The sequence below is a fragment of the Sinomicrobium kalidii genome, from assembly GCF_021183825.1.
Lineage (GTDB): Bacteria > Bacteroidota > Bacteroidia > Flavobacteriales > Flavobacteriaceae > Sinomicrobium > Sinomicrobium kalidii.
Genome location: NZ_CP089211.1, coordinates 1,141,252 through 1,166,906 on the forward strand (window position 1 = coordinate 1,141,252; position 25,655 = coordinate 1,166,906).

Sequence of the window (25,655 nt, forward strand, 5' to 3'; positions counted from 1 at the left end):
CATTAATTATCCGCAGCACTCCTGATAAGCTTTTGTGTAAGGTGATTGAACCGGATATACAACAGCACGGCAGAGACGGAAAGCCCCGCCAAAAGTCCTGTCCATATCCCGGCACTCCCCCATTCCGTATGCAGTCCCAGGTAATACGAAACGGGAAATCCTACAATCCAATAAGCCACAAAGGTAATAAATGTGGGGATCTTGACATCCTGTAAGCCCCGCAACGCACCCAGCACCACAACCTGCACACCGTCGGATATCTGGAAAACGGCCGCTACCAGTAATAATTTGGAGGCCGTGGCCATTACCTCGAAATTATCGGCCTGATCGGCTATGTCGTGCTGATCCAGGTATATGGTGGGCAGCCAATCGCGGAAGATCCAGAAACAGAGGGCAAATATCACATCCAGTATAATGGTGAGCAGAAACACGGAAAAGGCAATCCTGCGCAATTCATGAAAATTTCGCAGCCCCTTCTGGTTTCCTACCCTGATCATGGCCGCTACACTAAGTCCGGTAGCCACCATAAAGGTCATACTGGAAAGGTTCAGTGCTATCTGATTTGCCGCCTGGGGGTTTTTGCCCAGCACCCCGCTAAGCCAGATCGCAGCCGTAAATATGGCTACCTCGAAAAGCATTTGCAAGGCCGAAGGAAAGCCCAGATTGACAATCTTCCCGAACACAGCTTTACTGTATTCCCGCAACCTGAACCCCGTGATATAATCGTGGAATTTTTTATTCTGTTTGAAAAGGGCCCAGATAAAAATCACCATAATGATCCGGGATACCAGCGTTCCTACAGCCGCGCCTACAATCCCCATTTTCGGAAAGCCGAAATTACCGAAGATCAACAGGTAATTCAGGCTGATATTTATAATATTGGCCAATACTGTGGCATACATGGGATATTTAGTCTCGGAGAGCCCGTCAGAAAACTGCTTCAGGGCCTGGAACATGATCAGGGGGATCAGCGAAAAGGCCACAAGGTCCAGGTAGGGCATGGCGTACTCTACCACTTCCGCAGGTTGATCCATGATATACATGAGCGGTTTGGCAAACAGGAGAATGCTAAACAATACCAGGCCCAGGCCCGTACACAATATCAGGCCGTGTTTCAAAGCGGCCTTTCCTTTGTCCACATCTCCCGCTCCGTCAGCCTCGGCCACCAAGGGCGTAATGGCCGTGGAAAAACCTATACCCAGTGACATGGCAATAAACACAAAACTGTTTCCCAGCGATACTGCTGCAAGCTCTGCCGTCCCCAACTGCCCTACCATAACATTATCTGCAAAGGCCACAAAGGTGTGTCCCAGCATACCCAGTATAACGGGTAACGACAATTTTAAATTATAGGAAAATTCCCTGGTGTATTGCGTTAACATTTGCTACGGATTGAATGGGCAAAGATAGAAATTTGGACGCTGTAAAACTCCCGAATTTAACAATTAACAATCTTTTCGGGAAGCGCAGTCCGGGGACGGGCCCATAAGGGAAATTCTTCGTCTTTTTGAATCGAAAAAGATCATTTTTTATTCCGGACTGTTTGAAAAAATCCTTTGATCTCCCTGCAAAATCCTTTGATTTTCATTTCAAAGCTATTTGAAAAAATCCTTTGATTTTTCCCAATGGACATCCATTTCAGAAAGTGACATGTCTTTTAGGCTTTTTCGGGAAGCGGTTGCCTGTTCTTCCAGGTACTGAAATCTTTTTATAAACTTTTTGTTTGTTCTTTCCAGTGCATTTTCCGGGTTGATATTGAGGAACCGGGCATAATTTATAATGCTGAAAAGCACATCGCCAAACTCGGCTTCCATCTGGTCGGTATCGCCTTTTTTAACTTCTTCCTGAAATTCCCCGAGTTCCTCCTGCAGTTTTTCCCATACCTGCGACGGTTCTTCCCAATCAAAACCTACACCGGCCACTTTGTCCTGTATCCTGCTGGCTTTTACCAGGGCGGGCAAACTGCGGGGCACTCCTTCCAGGACGCTTTTCTTACCTTCTTTCAGCTTCAGGTTTTCCCAGTTCTTCTTTACATCCTCTTCGTTATCCACCTTTACATCGCTGTAAATATGCGGGTGGCGGGCTATGAGTTTTTCACAGATGGTGTTCGCCACATCACCGATATCAAAATCTTCCGTTTCACTCCCTATTTTCGCGTAAAAAACAATGTGAAGCAATACATCGCCGAGCTCTTTTTTCACTTCTTCCGGGTCATTGTCCAGAATGGCATCTCCCAGCTCGTAAACTTCTTCTATGGTGAGGTGACGAAGGCTTTGCATGGTTTGCTTCCTGTCCCACGGGCACTGTTCCCGGAGTTCGTTCATTATGGTGAGTAGCCTGTCTATGCCCTTCAGTTGTTCTTCCCTGGAATTCATTTGCTTTTTGTTTTACGGTTTTGTTCGCAATGGTGTTTTTGCTTCTGCGATATTAGAGATATAAGCCGAATATTAAAAATATTCCAACAAAAAAACTCCCTTTCCGGGAGTTTTTATACTATCTGACAGAGCAAAATTATCTGTTTTTTTATGCTTTAGCCGATGTCCTCTCCTTTTTTCTCTTCATCTCCTTCCTTACCTTCGGTTTCGGAGGTTTCTTCTTCAAAATCGTCAAGCCCCTTGGAAATCAATAAATTGTACCACTGGATGATCTTTTTGATATCTCCCGGGTACACCCTGTCCTCATCATAGTCCGGGAGGACCTCAAAGAAATATTCTTCCAGCTTCACCTTCTCTTCCTTATGACTTACGGAAGTTTCTCCTCCGTTTTCCTTTTCCTTGATCTTCCTCAAAACTTCGCGAAGCGGAATTTCTTCTTTAAGGGTGTAGATGGCAATTTCGGAAAGGAGGCTCACATTATTCCGCAACCCCACTGTTATACGTTTACCGTCTATGAGGGATTCCGCAACAAAACCGCTCCTGGTCTGTGCTTTTAATTCGTACAATCCGGGTTTACCGGAAATGGCCAGTATCTTGTCTAAACTCATATATAAAAGTTTATAGTTTATGGTTTATAGTTTCTCGTTTTTGGTCTATAGCTTCTGGTTTTGATTTTCACCATGTCCGGTTCCCGGGCGGAGCCGTGAGATCAGCGCGCTTTTTTGGCTTCGGGAAAGCGCATCTTGTAGTCTACATCGATCTTTCCCTTGGAAATATTGGTCAGTTTGCCTTTGAGAAGCCGTTTTTTCAGTGCCGAAAGTTTATCGGTAAACAGTACACCTTCGATATGATCATATTCATGCTGAATGACTCTGGCAATCAATCCGTCGTATTCCTCGACATGTTTAACAAAATCCTTGTCGTAATACTCGATCTTTATTGTTTCTTCCCTGGAAACATCTTCCCGGATATTGGGAATGCTGAGACATCCTTCGTTAAAGGCCCATTCTTCACCGGTCTCTTCCAGTATCTTCGCATTGATAAACACTTTTTTGAAATTGCGCAGTTGTTCCTGTTCTTCCGCATCCAGCTCTTCATCTTCTGCAAAAGGGCTGGTATCAATAACAAAAAGCCGGACGGGCAGCCCTACCTGGGGTGCGGCCAATCCTACACCATAGGCATTATACATGGTTTCGAACATATTTGCTATCAACTCCTGAAGGTCCGGGTAATTTTCATCTATTTCCCTGGTTTTCCTTCTCAAAACTGGGTCGCCATAGGCAACAATAGGTAATATCATCTTAATACAATTCTTTTAACAAATTACTTTGGTTCAGCTACCGGTACAGATATGACTGTAATATGATCGTAGCACTGATCTCGTCTATCAGCTCCTTGTTCCTGCGCTGCTTTTTTTTCAGACCGCTGTCGATCATGGTCTGGAAAGCCATTTTGGAAGTAAACCGTTCGTCAACACGTTCTACGGGTATATCAGGTAATTGTTTACTCACTTTTTCCAGGAACACCCGGATATATTTTTCGCTTTCCGAGGCCTCGTTGCTGTACCGTTTGGGTTCTCCTACAATGATGCGTTCTACACTTTCCTTCCGGGTATACTCCTTCAGGAAATCCATAAGTTCGGGGGTAGGCACTGTTGCAAGCCCCGACGCAATGATCTGTAATTCATCTGTTACGGCTATCCCTGTGCGCTTTGTTCCGTAATCTATGGCCAGTATTCTACCCATCCGATTTTTTGGCAAATTTAAGATTTAAATTGTTATAACTATAAAATAGCCGGGTATATTCAATTATAAGCCTTTATATTTGCCCTGATGCCGGGGTACTTATACAACATATTCCGGTTCCGGAATACATATAAAAACAAATAAAATCATTACATATTATATGGAAAAATTACGTGAGATCATAGAAAATGCCTGGGATAACAGGGACTTACTGAAAGAACAAAATACACAGAACACCATACGGGAGGTCGTCGGGTTATTGGACGAAGGCAAACTGAGGGTAGCCGAACCTGCGGATAACGGCTGGCAGGTCAACGAATGGGTAAAAAAAGCAGTAGTATTATACTTTCCCATACAAAAAATGGAAACTATTGAAGCGGGACCGCTGGAATTCCACGACAAGATCCCTTTAAAAAAGGGGTATGCTGCCAAAGGTATTCGTGTAGTCCCCCATGCCATTGCCCGTCATGGCGCATACGTTTCCGGCGGAGTGATCATGATGCCCAGTTATGTAAACATCGGGGCCTATGTCGATGAGGGAACGATGGTGGATACCTGGGCTACGGTAGGAAGCTGTGCCCAGATAGGAAAACACGTGCACCTCAGCGGTGGTGTTGGTATTGGCGGTGTACTCGAACCCTTACAGGCCGCCCCCGTTATTATAGAAGATAATGCCTTTATCGGTTCGCGATGCATTGTAGTGGAAGGCGTACGTGTGGAAAAAGAAGCGGTACTGGGTGCCAATGTAGTCCTTACGGCTTCTACAAAAATTATTGATGTGACGGGAAGCGAACCCGTGGAAAGCAAGGGACTTGTCCCCGCCAGATCGGTAGTGATACCGGGAAGTTACACCAAAAAATTTGCTGCCGGTGAATACCAGGTACCCTGTGCCCTTATTATCGGTAAACGAAAGGCTTCTACAGACCTGAAGACTTCGCTTAACGATGCACTGCGTGAATATGACGTAGCTGTTTAAAACACATAGCGTTATTCTATAAAAAGAAAACCGCCTGCATTGAACATGCAAGCGGTTTTTTTATATATAAGAGAAGCTGTCTTTTTTATTTTTCTGCTTCTGTTTCTTCCTCTTTCTTCTTCAGTACATTTTCCCCTTTGTTCTTTAAAGTATCGAACATGATAGGTGTAGCTATAAATACGGAAGAATACGTTCCGACGATCACCCCTACGATCAATGCGAACATAAATCCGCGGATGGACTCTCCACCAAAGATAAAAATGGCAAGAAGCACCACCAATGTGGTAAGTGAGGTGTTCAGCGTACGGCTCAGGGTACTGTTTATGGCCAGGTTAATATTTTGCCCGGCTTTCCAGCCCCTCTCGGAAGTGATCTCCCGGATACGGTCAAACACTACCACCGTATCGTTCAGGGAATAACCGATAACCGTAAGTATGGCGGCAATAAATGCCTGGTCGATCTCCATATTGAACGGCATGAACTTGTAAGTCAGCGAGAATACCCCGAGTACAATAAGCACGTCGTGGAAAACGGCTGCAACAGCCCCTATAGAGAACTGCCATTTGCGGAAACGCAATAAAATGTACAGGAACACTACAATAAGTGAGCCTACAATGGCCCATATGGCATTTCGTTTTATATCATCTGCAATAGTAGGACCTACTTTAACAGACTGCATAATACCGTATTGCTTGGAGTCCCCTCCGCTTACAAATTCAGATTCCGACAATCCTTCCGGAAGGTGTTTTTGCAGGGTGGTATAAAGAATATCCTGAATTTCTCTATCGATTTCAGTACCTTCTTCGTCCACCTTGTATTTGGTTGTTACTTTTACCTGATTGGCAGCCCCGAAAGTTTTTACCTCCACACTTCCCAGTCCGTCATTGAGTTCAGTAGCCAGTTCGGTAGGGTTCACAGGATGTTCAAAGCGTATCTGATAGGAGCGTCCGCCCACAAAATCCACACCCTGATTCAGTCCTTGAGTAAACAGGGAGCCCACTGCCACAATCAGTATGACCCCGGAAATGGTATAGGACATTTTCCGTTTAGCGAGAAAATCAATATTGACATTCCGGAACAGATTTTTGGTGATCCCGGTAGCGAACTGCAGGGATTTTTTCCTTCCGATATACCAGTCAACCAGCAACCTTGTAATAAAGATAGCGGTAAACAGGGAGGTAGCAATACCTATCATCAATGTCGTTGCGAATCCCTGGATGGGGCCCGTACCGAAAATGAACAGGATAAGTGCTGTAAGTCCCGTAGTGATATTGGCATCGAGGATAGAGGACAGTGCATTGCCAAAACCGTCGGCAACGGCCTGCATTTGTCCTTTTCCTTTCGAAAGTTCTTCTTTGATCCTTTCGAAAATCAGTACATTGGCATCTACAGACATACCGATGGTCAGTACAATACCTGCTATACCGGGAAGGGTCAATACCGCTCCCAGACCTGCCAGTACGCCAAAGATGAGAACAATATTAAATATAAGGGCAACATCGGCAAACCATCCTGCACGGCCGTAGTAGAACAACATCCACAACAGCACCAGCACCATGGCAATGATAAACGACATCATACCGCTGTTTATGGCTTCCTGTCCCAGTGAAGGCCCTACAACCTCACTTTGTATAATATCTGCCGAAGCCGGCAGTTTACCTGCACGGAGAACATTGGCAAGGTCTATCGCCTCATTAAGTGTAAATTGCCCGGTAATTTCAGAATTACCACCGGAAATAGGTCCGCTGGTTACACCGGGAGCAGAGTACACGATATTATCCAGTACAATAGCTATAAAATTTCCTTCGCGATAGGCTTTCCCGGTAAGTTCTTCCCATATCTTGGCACCCTTACCGTCCATCTGCATGGAAACGGCAGGGTTTCCTCTCTGGTCATAAGTCTGTTGCGCATCTACCACAACTCCGCCACTCAGCGGGGGTTGATCTTCCCTGTTGGATTTCAGGGCATAAAGGTCAATCACCTCCTCGTTAGCGCCCGGTTTGCTCCAGGCAAACCTTGCATTCTGTAATTCGGCGGGAAGCAATTGCTTTATTTCACGCATATTCAGGTATGCATTTACCTGAGCGGTATCCTTGGTAGCAAAACTCATCAATACCGGACCGCCCTGTGCCCCAGGGGCTACGGCCAGGTCGAACAACGGATTGGCCTGCCCTACAGACTCCAGTGAATCCTGTTCCGCATCGGCCAGAAGCGAGTCGATCTCAGAAGCGTCTTCCTGTTGCGGTTCTTCCTGTTTTGAAGAAGTTTTTACAATGGTTCTCAACCTTTCGTTCACCTGCATCAGGTACTGCATGACCTCTTCATTCTTGAAAGTCTCCCAGAACTCCAGCTGGGCGGTACTTTGCAACAGTCTTTTCACCCGGTTTATATCCTTGGCTCCGGGAAGTTCCACAAGAATACGCCCGGTAGTCCCGAGTCGTTGTATATTGGGCTGGGTAACACCAAAACGGTCTATACGCTTGCGGAGTACTTCAAAAGCAGACACGATGGACTCATCCACTTTCCTGCGGATAACGGGTTTCACCTCGTTATCGGACATCTGGAAATTGATCTCTTCACTGAGTATTTTATTGGCAAAGATGTCCGGAGAAGCCAGTTTTGCATCTCCTTTTATCGCTTCGAATTCCTGGAAGAAAAGGTCCACATAGGGCTTATCACTGTTTTTGGACGCTTTGTCCGCATTGGCCAGAGCCTTGTTAAACACAGGATCTTTGGAATTGTTGGCCAATCCTTTTAAAATATCTTTTACCGATATCTCCAGGATAACGTTTATTCCTCCTTTAAGGTCCAGTCCTTTGTTGAGTTCTTTATCTTTTGCCTCATTATAGGTAAAACTCGCAACCCCGACATCAAAAACCGTCTCATTGCCTATAGAATCCAGGTACCTGGTTTCTTCCACCTCCCTTTTTACTACATAGCCTTCCGTGCTTTCGGGAATTTTGTTAATTGCAAATGTTTCAGCTTTATCTTCTACCTTATTCGTAATAAAAGTGAAGGATAACTGATAAATACTTACAATTCCAAATAAAATAGCAAAAAGCTTGATAAGTCCCTTGTTTTGCATTCTTATTCTTATTAATTAATCATTTTTTAGAAACGAGCAAATATATAATTTACAACAGGATTAAACAATTTATTTCCCCGTTTTATTCCCTTAGTATTTCGGAAACAGGAACTTACATATATCTATCTGTAAATCAGAATACATAACGCCTTTATCGAAATAATTGCGGGACAAAAAAGAAGCTGCGTAAAACATTCCTTTTCGTCTGTCAGGGTTTTACGCAGCTCCTCGCTTAAAAGTATCGTATCACTATTTACAACAGGGCATTCACTTTTTTGACACCTTCGGCGCTTTCCCGTAATTTTGTTTTTTCGGCCTCGTCAAGTTCTATTTCCACGATCTTTTCTATACCGTTTTTACCGAGAATAACAGGAACACCGATACAGATATCGTTCAGTCCGAACTCACCGTCGAGCAGTGCCGAACAGGGGAACATTTTTTTCTGGTCGCACGCTATGGCCTGAACCAATGCAGAAACAGCGGCGCCGGGGGCATACCATGCGCTGGTTCCCAGTAATTTGGTGAGGGTTGCACCTCCTACCTTGGTATCTTCCGCCACCTGGTTCAGTCGCTCTTTGCTCAGAAACTTGTTTACGGGAACACTGTTCCGTACCGCCAGCCTTGTCAAAGGCACCATTCCGGTATCGCTGTGCCCTCCTATCACCATACCGTCCACATCGGAGGCCGGGCATTCCAGGGCTTCGCTTAACCTGTATTTAAAGCGGGCACTGTCAAGCGCACCTCCCATACCTATAATACGGTTTTTGGGCAGCCCGGTGGCTTTATGCGTAAGGTAGGTCATCGTATCCATCGGGTTACTTACCACGATGACGATCACATTGGGAGATTGTTCGATAAGGCTGGACACCACGTCCTTCACAATCCCGGCATTAATACCGATAAGTTCTTCCCTTGTCATCCCCGGTTTTCGCGGGATACCACTGGTTATTACGGCAATATCACTACCGGCTGTTTTGGAATAATCGTTGGTGGACCCTGCGATTTTGGTATCAAATCCGTTTAACGATGCGGTTTGCATTAAATCCATTGCCTTTCCTTCGGCAACGCCTTCCTTGATGTCCAGCAAAACTACTTCTGAAGCAAAATTTTTAATGGCAATGTACTCTGCGCAACTGGCACCAACGGCTCCGGCGCCAACTATTGTAACTTTCATATGATAATTATTTATTTTGAATATTTTTTCAGTATGACAAATTTAGTCATTTTAGCACGAAATGAAGGCATTAAGCCGCATGCTTCTTACTGACCGGAACATGTTTTTGTGAAGAAAGGGAAACTTCATTCCCCTATTGTTATAAAAACAAAGGCATCCTTTAACCGGGATGCCTTTGATGACCTTCTGACAATTTATGCATCTATATTGGCATAAACCGCATTTTTCTCTATAAAGTCTCTTCGCGGCGGTACTTCATCCCCCATAAGCATGGAGAATATACGATCCGCTTCACTGCCATTATCTATGGTTACCTGCCGCAGTGTCCTGAACTCCGGGTTCATTGTGGTATCCCATAACTGCTCGGCGTTCATTTCCCCGAGGCCTTTGTAACGTTGTAAACCGGCACCTGATCCGTATTCTTCAAGCAGTCTGTCCCTTTCTTTGTCACTCCAGGCATAACTCTTCTTGCTTCCTTTTTTCACCAGATACAGGGGTGGTGTAGCAATATATACGTGACCGTTCTCTATAAGTTCCTTCATATAACGGAAGAAGAACGTAAGGATAAGGGTAGCGATATGACTTCCGTCCACATCGGCATCACACATGATAACCACCTTGTGATAGCGCAGCTTTTCAATATTCAGTGCTTTGCTGTCTTCTTCGGTACCCACGGTTACCCCAAGGGCAGTAAAAATATTCCTTATCTCTTCGTTTTCAAAGACCTTGTGATGCATGGCTTTCTCTACATTGAGTATCTTACCACGCAAGGGCAGTATCGCCTGGAAATTCCGGTCTCTCCCCTGTTTGGCCGTACCTCCTGCAGAGTCCCCCTCTACCAGGAACACCTCGCATTTTTCCGGATCCTGTTCGGAACAGTCCGAAAGTTTTCCCGGGAGTCCGCTGCCCCCCATCGGGGTTTTCCGTTGCACCATTTCACGCGCTTTTCTTGCTGCGTGTCTTGCCTGAGCGGCCAAGATAACTTTCTGAACGATGGTCTTGGCATCATTAGGATGCTCTTCGAGATAATTTTCCAGCATTTCGGACACGGCCTGCGAAACTGCCGCAGTAACTTCCCTGTTCCCTAATTTGGTTTTGGTCTGCCCCTCAAATTGCGGTTCTGCCACCTTTACGGACACAATTGCCGTCAGTCCTTCCCGGAAGTCATCTCCCGCAATCTCAAACTTCAGTTTGTCGAGCATCCCGGAAGCATCCGCATATTTCTTCAATGTTGTGGTGAGGCCTCTCCGGAATCCGGCAAGGTGTGTTCCTCCCTCATGAGTATTGATATTGTTTACATAAGAATGCAAATTCTCATTAAAAGATGTATTGTACACCATCGCTACCTCCACGGGGATATCGTTTTTCTCCCCTTCCATGGAGATAACATCCCCTATGATAGGTTCGCGGGTACCATCCAGGAAACGGATAAATTCCTTGAGCCCTTCTTCGGAATGAAAGACCTCGTTTTCGAACTCGCCTTCCTCGTTCTTATGCCTTCTGTCAGTAAGTGTAATGGTGATACCTTTGTTCAGGAATGCCAGTTCCCGCATTCTGCTGGCCAGGGTATCATAGCTGTACTCTATGGTCTGCTGAAAGATGGTGGCATCCGGTCTAAACGTTATTATGGTACCCGACTTATCGGTTTCCCCGACTGCTTTTACCGGATAAACGGTCTTTCCCTTCTCGTATTCCTGCTCCCATACTTTACCGTCACGGTACACCGTGGCTTTGAGGTTATCGGAAAGGGCGTTTACCACAGAGACCCCGACACCGTGCAGTCCGCCAGATACTTTATAGGAATCCTTGTCAAATTTACCTCCGGCCCCGATCTTGGTCATTACCACCTCCAGGGCGGAGACCCCTTCTTTTTTATGTATATCCACCGGTATCCCCCGGCCGTTGTCTTCAACGGTAACGGAATTGTCTTCGTTTATAATAACGGATATGACATCGCAATGCCCGGCCAGTGCCTCATCAATGGAGTTATCCACAACTTCATAAACCAGGTGATGCAGCCCTCTTACTCCGACGTCGCCAATATACATGGAGGGGCGCATACGTACGTGCTCCATTCCTTCCAGCGCCTGAATGCTGTCTGCAGAATATTGCTTTTTATCAATTGCTTCGCTCATAGATTAAATCTGTTTTTTTTAGCATTCGCCAAGCCTGCTTTTCCGGAGTTTCAACACTTCCGGAAAGGCTATGCAAAGACGAACGGACAAATATAGTAAAATACCCAGAGAATAAAAGCAAACCCACTGCCCACAACCTTCAAGTTATACACATTTTATCAACGTTTGGCCGGGATTTTGCCCCGGTCGGTTTTAAACCGGTGTGTGTAGTCCTGTTTTGGCAATTTCAGAAGGGAAATGCCGTTACTATAACGGTAACTTTTTATCTTTCGCCAAAAATCCGGGTACGTGTTTTGCCCGCAAAAGATATCTCATGTTTTTATATACGATGATGGGCTGGCTCGGGGCCGTCATATTTATAGTTGCTTACTTTCTGTTGAGCATGAAATATATTTCTGCCGACAGGCCGCTGTACCACTCCCTGAATGCTGCGGGAGGCATTTGTCTCGTAATAAATGCCCTGCACCTCAGCGACCTCCCCAATGTGGTGGTAAATACGGTATGGACCATCATCGCCGTCCTGGCGGTATATCGCATATACCGGAACATCTCCGGATAAACCCGAACAGTTCAGGTTTTTCTAAAAAGTGACAGGGCGTGCCTCACATAAATATCCACCTGCTTTTCATAGGCTTTTTCCTTTGCGGTAAACATTCCGAGGTAGTAATAAGCCCCGTCCACCAGGGCAAAGATGATCTCGGTCAGCTCTTCCAGGTTGTCATTACTGATAACACCGTTAGCCCTGGCCTCCTTTAGTTTGTCTAGCAATACCTCGTGCAGCGCCTCCAGGTATCTCCGGAAACTTTCATTAAAATTCCTTTTGCGATAGATCAGGGCATAACAACTGTAAAACACCCCGTCGTCAAAATAGCGGTTCCATTTCCTCGAAAAAAGGTTTTCCACGAGGCTCTCCAACCTCTCCCAACTGTCAATGCTGCCGTTTTCCCTTGAAGTGATAATATTGAGGTGGCGCTCCAGGATATAGTCATTGAGTCCCATAAGAAGGTCGTCCCTAGTCTTGAAATAATGCATAACGAGCCCGTTACTGATCCCCATTTCATCGGCAACCTTGGCTATGGAAGTATTTTCCAGTCCGATTTTCTTGGCTACCCTGTAAAAGGATTTGATAATCTCTTTCTGACGCACATCGGTCAAACGCTTTCTCCCCATGAAAGTAATTTTTAACAAAAATAACATTTTGCACCACATAAAACCGGTTCGCGATACACATAACAAAAACAAAACATTAGAATAATATTTTTTTAACTGAACATTCGTTCAATTTATTAATTCCGAACATACCTTTGTCCAAACACTTTAAAACACATCTTAAAACCTTGATTTAAAACCATAAAACCAAACACAAATATGCCATATTGCTATCATAAATTGAATGAACATTCAATAAATTTATTATTTTTGTTAAAACTATCAACCAAACCAAAAATGAAAATCTGCAAGTATTTCACAGCCGTTCTGACCGTGTATTTCCTTTGTCTTCCGACCACCGCCGGAAGCAGACACATCACCGACCCCGACCCCTCCCCCGGGAAAACGAAGAAAGTGGTTTTTATAATCGTGGACGGGCTCTCTGCCGACATGATCGAAAACAACCCTACCCCAAACCTGGATGCCATTGCAAACCACGGCGGATACACCCGTGCCTATGTAGGCGGAAAAAAAGGCGGGTATTCCGAAACCCCGACCATTTCTGCCGTAGGATACAACAGCCTGCTTACCGGAACATGGGTTAACAAACACAACGTATGGGGAAACAGCATAAAGGCCCCCAATTACAATTACCCTACCATCTACAGACTCTTAAAGACGCACTATCCGGATAAAAAAACCGCCATTTTCTCTACCTGGCTGGACAACCGCACCAAGCTGATTGGGGAAGGCCTGCCCGAAACCGGGAACATTCATGTTGACTATGCTTATGACGGTTTTGAACTGGATACGGTACAGTTTCCCCACGATCCCGAAAGAAAGTTCATCCGGGACATTGATGAAAAAGTAGCCACCGAAGCCGCCCGGTATATCGGTGAAGAAGGACCGGACCTTTCCTGGGTGTACCTGGAATACACCGATGACATAGGACATAAATACGGCGACAGCCCGCAACTTACAAAAGCCATAGCTTTTGAAGATAAACTCGTCGGCATGATCTGGCAGGCCATTCAGAAAAGGGAGAAAAACCGCGATGAGGAATGGCTTTTTATTATCACCACCGATCACGGGAGAACAAAGGAAACCGGGCATCATCACGGCGGGCAGTCCGAAAGGGAACGAAGCACGTGGATCGTGACCAACACCCCGCAGACCAACACCTATTTCAGGCAGGAAACCCCGGCCATTGTAGACATCCTCCCCACCATGACCGGTTTTCTCGACATAAAACTCCCCGAAGCACAAGCCTATGAACTCGACGGGGTTTCACTGATCGGTAAGGTGGACGCTATCGGTTTACAGGCAAAAATCCGAAACAACCAGCTGTCCGTTACCTGGAAAAGTACCGGGAAAGACAGCAACAAAACTGCCAAAATATGGGTCGCCGACACCAACAACTACAAGACGGGCGGACAAGACCAATACCGGATGCTCGGTAAAGTTCCGGTTAAAGCGGAAACCTTTACACACAAACTGGACAACCCGGGCCACTTCCACAAGATCGTCCTGGAAACTCCGGGAAGCACCTTGAACACATGGATTACAACGGTTAAATAGATCCACTCGTAAAGACACACGGCCGTGTGTCTCATCACAGAGAAATAAACTACGAATCAAAAACTGACTATTATGATGAAACACTGCTTAATTATCGTATTGTTATCGATAACACCCAAACTTTTTGCTCAGCATGAAGTTTCGGGAAAAGTTACCGATACCAATGGCATACCGCTGGGAGGTGTAAATATCTCCGTTGCGGGAAGTTCCCGCGGAACCGTAGCCGATTTCGACGGGCTTTTTACCATAGCCACCGAATCCCCGAAGGACAGCCTTACTTTTTCCTATATCGGGTTTAAAACGCTGACTGTTCCCCTTGCAGGAAAAAAAAGCCTGGAAGTCACACTTACCGAAGACACCCAACAACTGGGAGAAGTTGTGGTGACCGCCCTCGGCATTAAAAAGGAAACCAGGGCCCTGGGCTATGCCGTGCAGGAAGTACAGGGCGAAGCCCTGGAAAAAGCCAAGGAGCCCAACTTTATAAGTGCCCTTAGCGGTAAGGTGGCCGGACTCAACATCAAGAATTCCACAGACCTCTTTCAAAATCCCGAGATCAGCCTCAGGGGGGAAAGTCCGCTCCTGGTCATTGACGGTATTCCCGACCGTACGGCCGACCTCTGGAAAATCAATGCCGACGATATTGAAAACATAAGTGTACTGAAAGGGGCCACAGCTTCCGCACTTTACGGTTCGGTAGGCCGTAACGGCGCCATTATGATCACCACCAAAAAGGGAAAGGAAGGTAAGCTTACGGTGACCTTTAATAACTCTACCATGTTTCAGCCGTCCTTTATAAAAGTTCCGGAAGTGCAGACCACCTACGGTAACGGCAACAACGGCATCTATTCCTATATTGACGGTAGCGGCGGCGGAACAGAAGGCGGTGGATGGATATGGGGCCCGAAATTAGACCAGACCGATCCTTCAACTCCAAGCGGATATGTAGAAATTCCGCAGTACAACAGCCCGATCGACCCGGAAACCGGTGAATTAACCCCGCTGCCCTGGGTATCCAGGGGAAAGGACAATATCGATAATTTCTTCAGGACCGGACTCGTACAAACCAACAACCTGAGTGTGGGATGGGGAAATAACAAGGCCAATTACCGCATCTCCCTTTCAAATGTATACCAGAAAGGAATTGTTCCCAATACCGATCTGAACAATACTTCATTCCAGGTGGGCGGTTCATTGACTCCCTCGGAAAAAGTCAAGATCAATGCCTCACTTACCTACAACAAACAATTCACCGATAACTTCCCGGAAATCGGTTATGGCCCTACCAATTACCTTTACAACCTTATACTCTGGACCGGGACCGATGTAGATATCAGGGACCTCAGAAATTACTGGAAAGAAGGACAGGAAGGGTATCAGCAAAGACATTTTAACACCTCGTGGTACAACAATCCTTATTTTCAGGCTTACGAATACCTCCAGGGCTATGACAAGGACAATGTTTTCGGAAATGTTGCCTTCGAGTATAACCTCACTCCCGAACTTACCCTGAAAGGAAGAAGCGGTGTCAACGTATATGCGCTTGGCAGGACATACAAGGAACCCAAAAGCTATCTGGGATACAGCAACAAATCAAGAGGGAATTTCTCCCTGTCCAATACCAATTATTTTGATATCACTACTGATCTGGGAATATACTATGAGAGTGATCTCTCCGATAATTTTTCCATTTCAGGACAAGTGGCCTATGCAGATTATTACAGAAAGCAAACATATCATTACACCTCTACCGACGGGTTGAATGTGCCCGGTTTCTACAATCTCGACAATAATGCAGGGGCTACGCTCACGGGAAGAAACCAGGAAGAGAAAGAAGCTATCCACAGCGTTTACGGTTATGTCGACCTGGAATTTTACAACGCTTTTTACCTGTCACTTACCGGGCGGAATGACTGGATTTCCACCCTTTCCGAAGGCAATAACTCCTTTTTCTACCCCTCGGTATCCGGTTCTGTAGTCATTTCCAGCCTGGCGGATATGCCTTCCTGGTTGTCTTTTGCCAAGATCAGGGGGTCCTGGTCACGCGTTTCCGAAGGGAAAATAAGAACGTATTCCGGTGATTCCTATCCGTACAGATACATCCAGGCCTATGAAAACGGGACCACCTGGGGAGGCGTACCTTCAGTTCGCTTCGGGAACACACTAAACGACGCCGAATTAAAACCGGAAACTTCCGACACCTGGGAAATAGGCACGGACCTCCGCTTTTTTCAAAATCGCTTAAACCTGGATGTAGCCTACTACCAGACCAGGGATTACAACAATCTCGATTACATTCCCCTGTCCGATGCTTCCGGTTACGCCTCCCTGTTGCTCAACGGTAATATATTCAAACGCAAGGGCATCGAATTCACTATCAATGCCACGCCTGTAAAAGGGGAAAATTTCAGCTGGAATACACAGCTGAATTTTAGCCGGTACCGTAAGTATATCGATGAAATATACGGAGACAAAGAGTATACGGAAAACCGTCTCAAAGAAGGTGACCGTGTTGATAAGATCAATAACGCTTCTGTTTACCAGACAGACGGGCAGGGGAATATTATTTTCGAAAACGGCTTTCCGGTCAGTGATCCTTACGGTCGCTTTATCGGGTACAGCGAACCCGACTGGACTTATGGCGTTACCAATACCTTCACCTATAAAAACCTGTCGCTTTCAGTTCTCCTGGACGGGCGGATAGGCGGACTCATGTACTCCACTACCAACCAAAAGATGTGGTGGGGAGGCACCTCGCCCGGCACTGTCAATCAATACAGGGACGATGCCAATAACGGGGAAAGCACATATATAGGCAATGGCGTTAAGGTGATAAGCGGTGAGGTGGAATACGATACCAACGGGAACATTATCAGCGATACACGCGAATATGCGCCGAATGATGTACCGGTAAATTACATCTCTTTTATGCAGACCACCAGCAACGGCCATAACAAGAATTATCACTATTACAGACAGACCTTTATAAAACTCCGCGAACTTACCCTCACCTATAATCTCCCCGACAGTTTTATTAAAAAGACACCGTTAAATGCCATGAGCGTTTCGCTTATAGGTAGAAATCTGTGGGTTTCTTCCAAAATCCCGAATGTAGACCCCGATCCGGGGAGTGACAACCTTCAGGCTCCTTCCACGCGAAGCATCGGGTTTAACCTGAACCTTAAATTTTAAATGTAACCGGAAAACAAAACATCATGAAAAATAAACACACTGTTCTCATTCTCTTGCTCACCGTTTTTATCAGCGGCTGCAGCAAAATAGACCAGCTCCAGGACGATCCCAACCGGACCACAGAAGTAACTCCGGAACTGTTACTCACCAACATCGAGATAAGCGCATTCAACAACGTCGGCACTTCGGCTGCGCTGGCATGCAGGCATTTGGCCTATACCGACGGGGTCAATTCCGATCAGTACTACAACTGGCAAAGATCCGGGTTTGGGAACTACGACTACCTGAAGCAGGTAAGCAAAATGGTAGAAGAGGCAGAGAACAACGAACTTCGCATATATACTTCCCTGGCCCGGTTTTTTAACTCCTATTTTATTATCGGGTTAACACAGACCTTCGGTGATATTCCCTATTCCGAAGCGATCCGGGCTACCGAAAGCACTTTTTCACCGGTTTACGACACGCAGGAAGACATCTACCTCGCTGTACTGAACGACCTGAAATCCGCCTCGGACGAACTGACCGAAAGTGAAGAAAGCATCCTCGGGGACATTATTTACGACGGAAATGTACTGCAATGGCGAAAACTTATAAATTCCTATTACCTGAGAGTGCTTCTGAGCCTTTCTGCCAAGACCGGGAATGACCAACTGGATGTGGTTAACCGCTTCAGGGAAATTGTAAGTAATCCGTCACGGTACCCGCTTATGGATTCAAATGCCGATAACGGAGCTTTGCTCTTTCACAATATCGAAACGAACCGCTACCCGCTATTTCAGAATAATGGTTTACAGACCGCCTTCTATATGGAAAAAACCTTCGTAGACCGTTTAAAAGAAACAGAAGATCCCAGGTTATTCTCTTTTGCGGAAATTACACCGAACGCCAAAAAACAGGGATTGGCAGAAGACGATTTCAATGCATACGAAGGCCTGCGGGGAAGCGCCCCCCTGGATGAAAACGTGCAGGTAACCGTGGCAGGTGATGCATCGAGGATCGCTTCCCGTTACTATGACGACCCGGAAAATGAACCGGGCCTGCTGATGAGTTACGCCGAATTACAGTTTATTCTTGCGGAAGCTGCTTCCCGCGGGTGGATAAACGGAAATACGGATGAATTTTATACGGAAGGGATAAAGGCATCCATGGAATTTTACGGCATTCCCGAAGCGGATATCAATGCTTACCTGGAAAAACCGGGAGCACAATTAGACCCGCAAAACGAAATAGAAAGTATCCTTATACAAAAACACATTGCTATGTTTATGAATACGGGATGGCAGATCTTTTACGAACAACGCCGCACCGGATATCCTGAATTTGACGTTTCCGGCGGTGGCGTCCTTAACAACGGCAGGGTCCCGAAACGATGGATGTACCCTTCCAAGGAACAGACCCAGAACCCGCAAAATCTGGAAGCGGCCATTAAACGCCAATATCCCGAAGGTGACGACATCAATGCAGAAATGTGGTTACTCCTCGAAGAATAACGGAACAGCAGTCAAACCAAAGTAGACAAACAGCCCTCATTTCCCGTAGTCCGGTGGGAATGGGGGCTCTTATTTGACTTCCATTTTATCTTCCAGATACATTACCCGGAAGGGAACAACATTGATTGCCCTGTTCTTTAACAGCAACATCAGGTCATCGCTCAGAAAACTCCACTCCTCTTCCGAATAGAGCACCTCCGGATTCTTTTCAAGGAATATATCAATTGTAGGAGTATAACCGACATGGTCGTCCAGGCTGGTCTGTATCCCGTTCTTTACCTCAACATTCACTATAGCATCCCCGAAGTGGTTCTTACACAGTATAATGATATCCTGCCGGGTCACCACACGCTGGTTGGAAACGATATTCTCCCGGTAGGCATAGATCTTATCGGAATTGGTCAGTTCGTTCCGCCCGCCCTGCGTTGTGGATAACAGCATAATGCTGTCCTTCTCAAAATCTGCTCCGCGGTGTGCCTGAAGCCTTGAAAACGTGTTGATTTTATTGGCCTCTTCACCATTGGTGGTCCAGTACTTTACAAACAAAGTACCCTTGCTCTCTTCCCCTTTGGTATTGAGAATAAGGTAAGGGGTGTTCTTTTTATGCATTCCGGTCTGGGCCATTTTGTTCCTGAATCTGGAAATGATCTGGTTGATCTCGTGCAGGTTGGCCTCCATAAAATCGGTTTCCAGCCTTGAAAACGCAGCTGCTTCATCCCTTATGAGATCTATCATGTAATTGATCATCTCCGTGGCATTGCGTTCGTCAAAACGCGCTACACCGCCAAAACGGAGATACGCGTAATCTTCGGTAAACTCTTCCTGGTTTTTGGCAATAACATCAAACTGCCGGCTCCTGTCGTCCAGGACAGAATACAATTCGAGAAAAAATTCTTCCCCGATGCTCAACGGATAAATGTTGAGCAGTTTCCTGATATTTCCCTGGGTCTCGTTCATTTTTTTATTGATCACCGGGAAACAGTTGTTGGCACAAAATATTTCAGACAATATGCTTTTCCCGATAACATTGGGGAACTCTATCTTCAACCACAGCAATTTTTCTTCTTCGAGGGCCGCCAGGGTATCGGCAGGCACAAACTCACTGAACTCTTCGGGTAGTAAATGTTCCGAGTCACCGATATTCAGGACATCTTTTACCGTAATAAAATTCTTTTGATAATATTCGTTGACATGTTCCTCCACCCTTTGCAGGTGATGAAAATCCTCGTGCACCATATGACGATCTCCCGAAGTAATGCCCCCTTTGCTGTTGTATCCCTGTGTTACAGTCAGTTTGTGACCGTTAAAATACCATTTTGCCCTGGGAAGAAAATGAAAAAAGGTATTTCTGTCGTGCAGGTTCTTCAGGTAAAAATAGAACATGAGGTTCTTAACAATACCTCCTCCCCTGTGTTCGAGCCCCAGCCATATCGTTTGATGGGGCATGGGCTTCAGGTAGGCCTCTTCGTCAAGGTAATTCTGAAACTGCCCCCGGGAAGCATCCTGAATCCCGTTTGGCAGCACCACATATTTCAGCTGGTTCCGGGTGACCTTTACGGGCCTGGTAGGGCCGAAGAAAAATTCACGTACGATCTTCTCTCCGGGATTATACGGATTGTATTGTCTTTTCTGGAAAAAGAACTGGTGGTGGTCATTGAGGGTCACTTCTTCCTCTGCGGGAAACACCTGCATAATGGCCCTTGCCGGTGTGGCCTTGGATGAAGTAATGGGGGTAAGTATATCGACAAGCCTTTCCGTAATCCTTCTCCTGCTGGAAAAAATCTCGTTGGAAATGTTTTCCAGTTCCTTGGCACATACGTCAAAGAGAAGGTTCACAATAGGGTCGAAAATGTTCTCCAGTTCCACATCCGAATACCCCCAGTGCTTTGCAGCCCGTTTCAGGAGCCTGTCTTTTATCTGCGCTTTGGATAGTTGTTTCATTATGTCTGCTTTTTTTGACGGGAACGACCGGACCGTTATGTTCCGTTAAAAACCATTGTACCCGGCAGTTTCTTATTTAAAAGAAAAAGGTGCCAGATAATATGAGCTTTTGTAATAATACGGCTCGTTTGTTTTTTTAATAACACCATAGACCACGATGTCCAGTCTTTTCTTTATCCGTATGTTGGGGTTGTACTCTATCGTATCTTCACCAATGGCCAGGCTCACATCGGTAATGGTCATGCGTTTTTCGTATTTCTTTACTTTTTCGAAAACCGATTCCTTGATCTTATCCTTTAATTGGTTTACATTGGACAGCAGGTTAAAATCAGCATCCCATATAGCGGTGCCGAATTCCGTGTCATACCTGTATTCTCCGAAAATAGTAGTGATGACCAGTGATATATACTGTGCCAGGGATTCTTCCAGCGTTACTTTGCGGAGGTCCTGCCCTTCGGTAATTCGCTTATAATTTATGGGTATTTTATAATAAAGGTCTTTCAACGGGCATTGGTTTTCAGGTTATACGATCATGATTTTTTCTCGTCCTTCTGCTTTTTCACCGAGAACTTCGTTTCTCCTTTTTTGGTAAGGGAAAGGGTCAGCGTATCACCGTCTCCGACATCACCGGAAATGAGCTTACGTGCCAGCGGGCGTTTGAGCTTATTCCGGATAATACCTTTTATGGGCCTGGCCCCGTATTCGGGACTAAAACCCATCAGCGCCACCTTTTCTTTCGTTTTATCTGTTATTTTCAGTGTGATATCCAGCTTGGAAAGCAGGCTCGTGAGTTCCTTTTTCAAATGGATGTCGAATATCTTCACTACACTCTCGCGGCTTATCGGGGCGAACGGAACAATTTCCGTAAGCCGCCCCAGAAATTCCGGCCTGAAATAAGCCGACATGATTTCCAGCAGATCATTGGAGACCGGTATTTTCCCTTCGGTAAAGGATTTCACCACAAAATCCGACCCGATATTGGAAGTAAACAGTACCACCGCATTGGAGAAATCCCCTTCCTTGCCCAGACGGTCGTGCAGTTTTCCTTCGTCAAGTATTTGGAGGAAAACATCAAATACGGAGCGATGGGCCTTTTCGATCTCGTCAAACAAGACTATGGAATAAGGGTTTTGCCTGATTTTGTTGACGAGCAGGCCGCCTTCCTCATAACCTACATAGCCAGGAGGCGCCCCGTACAGCAATGCCGCGGAATGCTCTTCCTTAAATTCTGACATATCCAAACGGATAATGGCGTTTTCATCGCCAAACAAAAAGTCGGCCAGAGACTTGGCCAATTCCGTTTTTCCGGTCCCGGTGGGCCCCAGAAAGAAAAAAGACCCTATGGGCTGTCCCGGTTTGGTAAGCCCCGAACGGGATTCCAGGATGGCGTCCGACACTACTTTTATGGCATGGTCCTGACCCACTACCCTTTGTTTCAGGCTGTCTTCGATTTCGAGCAGGCGTTCCCGCTCTTCGCTTTTTACTTTTCCCGCAGGAATACCTGTAATGCCCGACACCACAGCCGACAAATGGTCCGGGGTCACAACATTGTCTGCACCGGTCAGTGCTTCCAGTTCCAGGAGCAGTTTCTCCAGGTAATCCGCTTTTTCTTCATCCGTTTTCAAATTGTAAAACCCGGAAGTTTCTTCTTCCTCTCCCCCGAGCAGCTCCCCCGATTTGTCCAGGATGTCCGTATAAAGCCAGTGGAGTTCTTCCTCCCTGTTTTCTTTTCCGGAATCCTTTAATCCCTCCAGCTTTTCCTTTAATGCGGGAAGCTCTTCCAGCACCATTTCCTTGGCCACGCGTAACGATGACATGGTGCGGTCTATGAGATCGAGTGCAGAATCGGGCAGGGATTTTTCCTTGAGGTACCTTCCGGATAACCTGATGGCCTCTTTCAACCCGTTTTCGTCTATTTTAAACTGGTGATGTTCTTCATAATGCGGAGCCACGTTCTTCAGCATCCGGAGTGCCAGGTCTTCCGTGGGTTCCGTAACCTCCAGGGTCTCAAACCTTCTGTTCAGTGCATCGTCCTTACCCAGGGATTTACGGTATTTTTCAGTGGAAGTGGCCCCGATAAAAGTGATATCCCCCTTGGCCAGTTCGGATTTGACAATACTGGCTATGCCATTGCCCTGATTGGCATCAAAAAGTTCGTGGATGTCGTCAATAAACAGCATCGGTTTTGGCATCCTTTTCAATTCCAGGAAGATCTTTTGCAACCGGTCTTCCACCTCTCCCTTATAGGAGGCACCTGCAAACAATACGCCGGTGTTTACTTCCATAACGGAAGCGCCCTGCAAAGGTGCTATAATGTGATTTTCGGCAATTTTACCGCAAAACCCGTCAATAAGTGCGGTCTTCCCCACACCGGCTTCCCCCGTTACGATCACGTGGGGCTTCAGTTTCCGGTTCAGTATCTCGGTAATGGCCTTCAGTTCCTCATCGCGCCCTACCAGGGGGATGTCTTCCTTTTCGCGATAAGCTGCCACCTTATCCGTACAGTATTTGTCCAGGGCACCCTGTACGGCGGGCATTCCGGCTTCCCCGGAATAGGAGGCCGCATTCGGCAGACCGCTTCCGGACTGCGGTCTGTTTTTTGCATTCCCCGCATATCCGAGTTTGCCGGCGATCTCCAATGCGGTAACGGGCATGGATTTGAGTTCGTCATGAGAAAAGCCTACTCCCGGGGTAACCAGGGCCATAAGCATCGGTATGAACCCCACTTCTTCCCGCCCCGCATTTTTCGCAATGTCTTCCGCTTCCACAAATACGGCCTCCATGGCCTCATCCGGTGCCGGGTCTTCATCGGGACGGCTTGTTTTGGGGTATTCTTCCATGCGTATGTCGGCCCATTCATCGATATAAAATACATCGATCCCGGCAGCGTCCAGTTCCCGGATAAATGAAAATTCGCGGTTTAACATGGCTTTCAGAAAATGTGCCGGAGCATATGCAGAATGATGGTTTTCCCTGGCCAGTTGTTTTGCTATATGGATCGCCTGGGTACCGTTTGCTGTAAACATATCGGGTTACGGGTTTTTAAAATTAATTCCTGTTGAGTCGTTTACAAAGTTCCAGTTCCCTCTTCAACTCATTAATGATCTCCTCGTATTCATCTACCTGTCCTTTTAACTCGTCTATTTGTTCTTCCGATTGTCTGAGCAACTGCAGTTTTCTCTTGGTCTTGACCAGGTCGTTCAGGTTCAGGATCACATTGTTGTAAAGCAGGGTTTGTTTAAATACTTCCTTATCGGCGGGGATCCCTTCCCTGAGTTTTGCCAGTTCCAGGTTAATGGTCTGTTCCAAAAACTGGAACCCGTCCTCGGCACGGTCCAGGGAATCGATACTGGTTGTCAGCTCATCAATTTTGGCAGAAAAATTTTCCTGGTAACGAAACTCATTCATTATCCTGTCGTTCTCGTGTTTCAGCGCTTCGTTCTCTTTCCAGGGCAGCTTATAATTAAAAAACACGGCAAAGACCAGAATCCCTACCGTAATAACCAACATGAGGAGGAATAATAAAAATGCGGAAACCCGCTCTTTCTTATTGAGTATTTCCATAGTCTAAAAATAAATTTATATCAATCGGCCAGGAATGATGTGGCACCGTCCTGATTGTTGCCTTTATCCCGGTCCTTGTTTTCTTCCTGTTTAAAGAAAATACCGGATGTTTTATCGGTCTTGACAATATTTTCGTTGACAAAGATACCGGAATCTTTCTTCCTGCCTATATAGTCGAGCTGGTTGAGAATAGAGAACAGGTGGTCTGTTTTTTCAATAAATTCCATAACTCCTTTCACGCAGGGCCCCATATCGTAGCCCTTGTATTTGAGGTTTATGGTTTCGGAAAACAGTTTTTCATAATCTCCGCTGCCCAACTCGGTAGTCCATTCGGCAAAGTAGTTGAACACCATTTCTTTCCCGTCGCCCGAGAAGGAATCAAAACTGTTTTTCATGACCCGTGCAAGGCTCACCACTCTGTCCAGGACTTCCATGGGCGAGGAATAAAAGCCTTTCCACCGGTTCTGGTTTATGGTTTGCCCCACATACCCCAATATTCGTTCCAGCGTGGCAAATACGATGTCGGCAATGAGGTTTTCATCCCCGCTGAGCCTTCTGAACCTTATTTTCTGGGAAATCTGCACGGCATAAAACTCCATTTGCTTGAAAAAAGCATCGTAGGCCTCGAAAAGCTTTACCAGTGACGGGTGACTGTTTACCGTAACACAGGGCGGGATATAGGTTTCCACGGTTTCAAATACACTCCCCTGCGACATAAACTTGGCGATGGGAAACTGTAGCGGACCGATATTGTTCTGGGTCACTTCGGTCTCCGCTACCGTGGTAAGGTAGTACTTGGGCATGGCAAAGGGAAACCGCGGAGGGATCTCTTCCATGTTCTGCGTTCCGGTAGGCACCCTGTTGTAGGGATCTACATTGAGCAGCAGGAAACGGTTGTTTTCCTTAAAATCATAATTTTCAAGGGATATCTTTTCGGAAAATTCTCCCGTATAGTCCGTGATCTCTATACGGCCTCCGCCCGGGGTTACGGCTTTCATAAATTTTATGGACACATTCAGTTCATTGTGCTCGTCAATGATGACCGAATACTCGAAAGGCGCCATAAATTTGGTGGATAACAGCCCGTACTGTAACTGGTTTACCCCCATGTTCCTGGCATCGCGCACCAGGTCTTCAGCATTGTTCTGCAGATCGATGAAATGATTTTTATTGATCTTCATCCCATCGATCCAGTTTACCGGGAAATATCGTATATCTTCTGCCATGGCAATTGGTTGTTTATTGTTTGTTGTT

19 protein-coding genes are annotated in these 25,655 nt (G+C 46.1%); 5 read left to right on the forward strand and 14 right to left on the reverse strand.

Annotation, left to right across the window (positions count from 1 at the left end):
- Positions 1-2: 2 nt before the first annotated feature.
- The 5 genes from LS482_RS04590 to ruvX all read right to left on the reverse strand — a co-directional run bounded on the left by LS482_RS04590 (position 3) and on the right by ruvX (position 4,120).
- Positions 3-1,382 (reverse strand): MATE family efflux transporter, encoded by a 1,380-nt coding sequence (locus LS482_RS04590; RefSeq protein WP_233030573.1) that lies wholly within the window; start codon positions 1,380-1,382, stop codon positions 3-5.
- A gap of 213 nt (positions 1,383-1,595) precedes the next feature.
- Positions 1,596-2,375 carry a nucleoside triphosphate pyrophosphohydrolase gene (gene mazG, locus LS482_RS04595; protein ID WP_233030574.1) on the reverse strand — a complete coding sequence of 260 codons (780 nt, stop codon included), beginning with the start codon at positions 2,373-2,375 and terminating at the stop codon, positions 1,596-1,598.
- Between the two features lie 155 nt (positions 2,376-2,530).
- Entirely contained in the window at positions 2,531-2,983 is a 453-nt protein-coding gene (locus LS482_RS04600; protein WP_233030575.1) for a DUF5606 family protein, read from the reverse strand.
- 101 nt (positions 2,984-3,084) lie between these two features.
- Positions 3,085-3,675, reverse strand: a complete 591-nt coding sequence (gene def, locus LS482_RS04605; RefSeq protein WP_233030576.1) for a peptide deformylase — start codon at positions 3,673-3,675, stop codon at positions 3,085-3,087.
- A gap of 37 nt (positions 3,676-3,712) precedes the next feature.
- On the reverse strand, positions 3,713-4,120 hold the full coding sequence (gene ruvX / locus LS482_RS04610; protein WP_233030577.1) for a Holliday junction resolvase RuvX: 408 nt from the start codon (positions 4,118-4,120) through the stop codon (positions 3,713-3,715).
- A 160-nt stretch (positions 4,121-4,280) separates the two neighbouring features.
- Here ruvX and LS482_RS04615 point away from each other — a divergent pair, with 160 nt between their 5' ends.
- Positions 4,281-5,096 (forward strand): 2,3,4,5-tetrahydropyridine-2,6-dicarboxylate N-succinyltransferase, encoded by an 816-nt coding sequence (locus tag LS482_RS04615; RefSeq protein ID WP_233030578.1) that lies wholly within the window; start codon positions 4,281-4,283, stop codon positions 5,094-5,096.
- Between the two features lie 85 nt (positions 5,097-5,181).
- On the opposite strand, the gene secDF is transcribed toward LS482_RS04615, so the two are convergent.
- The 3 genes from secDF to gyrB form a co-directional block, all read right to left on the reverse strand.
- Positions 5,182-8,181, reverse strand: a complete 3,000-nt coding sequence (secDF, locus tag LS482_RS04620) for a protein translocase subunit SecDF (protein ID WP_233030579.1) — start codon at positions 8,179-8,181, stop codon at positions 5,182-5,184.
- Between the two features lie 253 nt (positions 8,182-8,434).
- Positions 8,435-9,355: a malate dehydrogenase gene (gene mdh, locus LS482_RS04625; protein ID WP_233030580.1), complete on the reverse strand. Its 921-nt coding sequence runs from the start codon at positions 9,353-9,355 to the stop codon at positions 8,435-8,437.
- A gap of 194 nt (positions 9,356-9,549) precedes the next feature.
- The gene (gene gyrB, locus LS482_RS04630; RefSeq protein WP_233030581.1) at positions 9,550-11,490 is read right to left on the reverse strand and encodes a DNA topoisomerase (ATP-hydrolyzing) subunit B; all 1,941 of its coding nucleotides are present in this window, start codon (positions 11,488-11,490) and stop codon (positions 9,550-9,552) included.
- A 313-nt stretch (positions 11,491-11,803) separates the two neighbouring features.
- On the opposite strand from gyrB, the gene LS482_RS04635 reads away from it, so the two are divergent.
- The gene (locus tag LS482_RS04635; RefSeq protein WP_233030582.1) at positions 11,804-12,049 is read left to right on the forward strand and encodes a CBU_0592 family membrane protein; all 246 of its coding nucleotides are present in this window, start codon (positions 11,804-11,806) and stop codon (positions 12,047-12,049) included.
- 11 nt (positions 12,050-12,060) lie between these two features.
- Here LS482_RS04635 and LS482_RS04640 read toward each other — a convergent pair whose 3' ends face one another.
- On the reverse strand, positions 12,061-12,660 hold the full coding sequence (locus tag LS482_RS04640) for a TetR family transcriptional regulator C-terminal domain-containing protein (RefSeq protein WP_233030583.1): 600 nt from the start codon (positions 12,658-12,660) through the stop codon (positions 12,061-12,063).
- A 276-nt stretch (positions 12,661-12,936) separates the two neighbouring features.
- Between LS482_RS04640 and LS482_RS04645 the strand changes: the two genes are divergently transcribed.
- The 3 genes from LS482_RS04645 to LS482_RS04655 all read left to right on the forward strand — a co-directional run bounded on the left by LS482_RS04645 (position 12,937) and on the right by LS482_RS04655 (position 18,896).
- Positions 12,937-14,217 carry an alkaline phosphatase family protein gene (locus tag LS482_RS04645; protein ID WP_233030584.1) on the forward strand — a complete coding sequence of 427 codons (1,281 nt, stop codon included), beginning with the start codon at positions 12,937-12,939 and terminating at the stop codon, positions 14,215-14,217.
- 72 nt (positions 14,218-14,289) lie between these two features.
- Positions 14,290-17,406, forward strand: a complete 3,117-nt coding sequence (locus LS482_RS04650; RefSeq protein WP_233030585.1) for a SusC/RagA family TonB-linked outer membrane protein — start codon at positions 14,290-14,292, stop codon at positions 17,404-17,406.
- Between the two features lie 23 nt (positions 17,407-17,429).
- Positions 17,430-18,896, forward strand: a complete 1,467-nt coding sequence (locus tag LS482_RS04655) for a SusD/RagB family nutrient-binding outer membrane lipoprotein (RefSeq protein ID WP_233030586.1) — start codon at positions 17,430-17,432, stop codon at positions 18,894-18,896.
- 69 nt (positions 18,897-18,965) lie between these two features.
- Here the strand turns inward: LS482_RS04655 and LS482_RS04660 are convergent, their stop codons facing one another.
- From LS482_RS04660 to LS482_RS04680, 5 genes are all read right to left on the reverse strand, one after another.
- Complete coding sequence (locus LS482_RS04660) at positions 18,966-20,837, reverse strand: hypothetical protein (protein WP_233030587.1); 1,872 nt, start codon at positions 20,835-20,837, stop codon at positions 18,966-18,968.
- A gap of 72 nt (positions 20,838-20,909) precedes the next feature.
- Positions 20,910-21,341 carry a GPW/gp25 family protein gene (locus tag LS482_RS04665; RefSeq protein ID WP_233030588.1) on the reverse strand — a complete coding sequence of 144 codons (432 nt, stop codon included), beginning with the start codon at positions 21,339-21,341 and terminating at the stop codon, positions 20,910-20,912.
- 26 nt (positions 21,342-21,367) lie between these two features.
- A complete protein-coding gene (locus tag LS482_RS04670; protein WP_233030589.1) occupies positions 21,368-23,863 on the reverse strand; it encodes an AAA family ATPase in 2,496 nt (831 codons plus the stop codon).
- Positions 23,864-23,885: 22 nt separating this feature from the next.
- Positions 23,886-24,401, reverse strand: a complete 516-nt coding sequence (tssO, locus tag LS482_RS04675; protein WP_233030590.1) for a type VI secretion system TssO — start codon at positions 24,399-24,401, stop codon at positions 23,886-23,888.
- A 20-nt stretch (positions 24,402-24,421) separates the two neighbouring features.
- Positions 24,422-25,627, reverse strand: coding sequence for an SMP-30/gluconolactonase/LRE family protein (locus LS482_RS04680; protein WP_233030591.1), 1,206 nt, complete (start codon positions 25,625-25,627; stop codon positions 24,422-24,424).
- Between the last annotated feature and the right edge of the window lie 28 nt (positions 25,628-25,655).

Bases quoted from the DNA above. Each gene is read 5' to 3' on its own strand.
- LS482_RS04590 (WP_233030573.1), bottom strand. From the start codon at position 1,382: ATGTTAACGCAATACACCAGGGAATTTTCCTATAATTTAAAATTGTCG.
- mazG (WP_233030574.1), bottom strand. From the start codon at position 2,375: ATGAATTCCAGGGAAGAACAACTGAAGGGCATAGACAGGCTACTCACC.
- LS482_RS04600 (WP_233030575.1), bottom strand. From the start codon at position 2,983: ATGAGTTTAGACAAGATACTGGCCATTTCCGGTAAACCCGGATTGTAC.
- def (WP_233030576.1), bottom strand. From the start codon at position 3,675: ATGATATTACCTATTGTTGCCTATGGCGACCCAGTTTTGAGAAGGAAA.
- ruvX (WP_233030577.1), bottom strand. From the start codon at position 4,120: ATGGGTAGAATACTGGCCATAGATTACGGAACAAAGCGCACAGGGATA.
- LS482_RS04615 (WP_233030578.1), top strand. From the start codon at position 4,281: ATGGAAAAATTACGTGAGATCATAGAAAATGCCTGGGATAACAGGGAC.
- secDF (WP_233030579.1), bottom strand. From the start codon at position 8,181: ATGCAAAACAAGGGACTTATCAAGCTTTTTGCTATTTTATTTGGAATT.
- mdh (WP_233030580.1), bottom strand. From the start codon at position 9,355: ATGAAAGTTACAATAGTTGGCGCCGGAGCCGTTGGTGCCAGTTGCGCA.
- gyrB (WP_233030581.1), bottom strand. From the start codon at position 11,490: ATGAGCGAAGCAATTGATAAAAAGCAATATTCTGCAGACAGCATTCAG.
- LS482_RS04635 (WP_233030582.1), top strand. From the start codon at position 11,804: ATGTTTTTATATACGATGATGGGCTGGCTCGGGGCCGTCATATTTATA.
- LS482_RS04640 (WP_233030583.1), bottom strand. From the start codon at position 12,660: ATGGGGAGAAAGCGTTTGACCGATGTGCGTCAGAAAGAGATTATCAAA.
- LS482_RS04645 (WP_233030584.1), top strand. From the start codon at position 12,937: ATGAAAATCTGCAAGTATTTCACAGCCGTTCTGACCGTGTATTTCCTT.
- LS482_RS04650 (WP_233030585.1), top strand. From the start codon at position 14,290: ATGATGAAACACTGCTTAATTATCGTATTGTTATCGATAACACCCAAA.
- LS482_RS04655 (WP_233030586.1), top strand. From the start codon at position 17,430: ATGAAAAATAAACACACTGTTCTCATTCTCTTGCTCACCGTTTTTATC.
- LS482_RS04660 (WP_233030587.1), bottom strand. From the start codon at position 20,837: ATGAAACAACTATCCAAAGCGCAGATAAAAGACAGGCTCCTGAAACGG.
- LS482_RS04670 (WP_233030589.1), bottom strand. From the start codon at position 23,863: ATGTTTACAGCAAACGGTACCCAGGCGATCCATATAGCAAAACAACTG.
- tssO (WP_233030590.1), bottom strand. From the start codon at position 24,401: ATGGAAATACTCAATAAGAAAGAGCGGGTTTCCGCATTTTTATTATTC.
- LS482_RS04680 (WP_233030591.1), bottom strand. From the start codon at position 25,627: ATGGCAGAAGATATACGATATTTCCCGGTAAACTGGATCGATGGGATG.